General features: G+C 68.3%; 2 protein-coding genes. Both read left to right on the forward strand.

Annotated features, from left to right (window positions below):
* On the forward strand, positions 1–607 hold a 607-nt coding region (locus BM315_RS24145), incomplete at its 5' end, for a Mu transposase domain-containing protein (RefSeq protein ID WP_425287805.1).
* Positions 495–1112 (forward strand): IS21-like element helper ATPase IstB (istB, locus tag BM315_RS24150; protein WP_141124041.1); only part of this gene is annotated, 618 nt, incomplete at its 3' end. The genes BM315_RS24145 and istB, both read left to right, overlap by 113 nt.

Here is a 1112-nt window from a genome sequence, read left to right on the forward strand (position 1 = left end):
CCTGGCTCGACAGAGCGTCGATGTGCGGCTGAGCGCGCATACCGTGGAGATCCTGCACGGCAACCGGCGGGTCGCCAGCCACCTGCGGCTTCAGCGGCGCGGTGCCTACAGCACCCAGAGCGAACACATGCCAGCGTCGCACAAGGCGCATCGCGAGTGGACGCCGCAGCGCCTGCTCGACTGGGGCGAGCGAATCGGCCCGCACGCCCGACAGATCGTCGAGTACCAACTGACCCACAAACCGCACCCGGAGATGGGCTATCGCGCCTGCCTGGGCCTGCTCTCGCTGGCCCGCCAGTACGGTAACGCGCGCCTGGAGGCGGCGGCCAGCCGCGCCGTGCAACTACGGGCGCTTAACGGCCGCACCGTGCGCAACCTGCTCAAGCAAGGGCTCGACCAACAACCATTGCCCAAGCCCGCGACGCCGGCAGCGCAACCCAGTAGCCACGAGAACGTCCGTGGCGCCGATTACTACACCCAAGAGGAACTGTTCGATGATGACCCAACACACCCTGAGCCAGCTACACCAACTGCGGCTGGGCGGCATGGCCCGTGCGCTGGAAGAGCAGTGGACGCTGCCGGCCAGCCACAGCTTGAGCTTCGATGAACGCCTGGGCCTGCTGCTCGACCGCGAACTGGCCTGGCGCGACGACAAGCGCCTGGAGCGGCTGCGCAAACAGGCCAAGCTCAAGTACGCCAGCGCCTGCCTGGAAGACCTCGATCGCCGCCGTGGCCGCACCCTGGACGAGCGCCTGATCGCGACCCTGGCCAGTGGCGACTGGCTCCGCCAACGGCACAACCTGCTGCTGACCGGCCCGACCGGCGTCGGCAAGACCTGGCTCGCCTGCGCCCTGGGCCATCAGGCCTGCCGCCAGGGCTACAGCGCGCTGTACCTGCGCACTCCGCGCCTGCTGGAGCAACTGCGCATCGCACACGGCGACGGTAGCTTCGGGCGCACCCTGCAACAGCTGGCCAAGGTCGACGTCTTGATTTTGGACGACTGGGGCCTGGCCCCGCTGGAGGAAAATGCCCGGCATGACCTGCTGGAAGTGATCGACGACCGCGCCGGGAGCCGCTCCACCATCCTGACCAGCCAGCTTCCCGTCGATCAC

This window comes from Pseudomonas borbori (genome assembly GCF_900115555.1).
Classification (GTDB): Bacteria; Pseudomonadota; Gammaproteobacteria; order Pseudomonadales; family Pseudomonadaceae; genus Aquipseudomonas; species Aquipseudomonas borbori.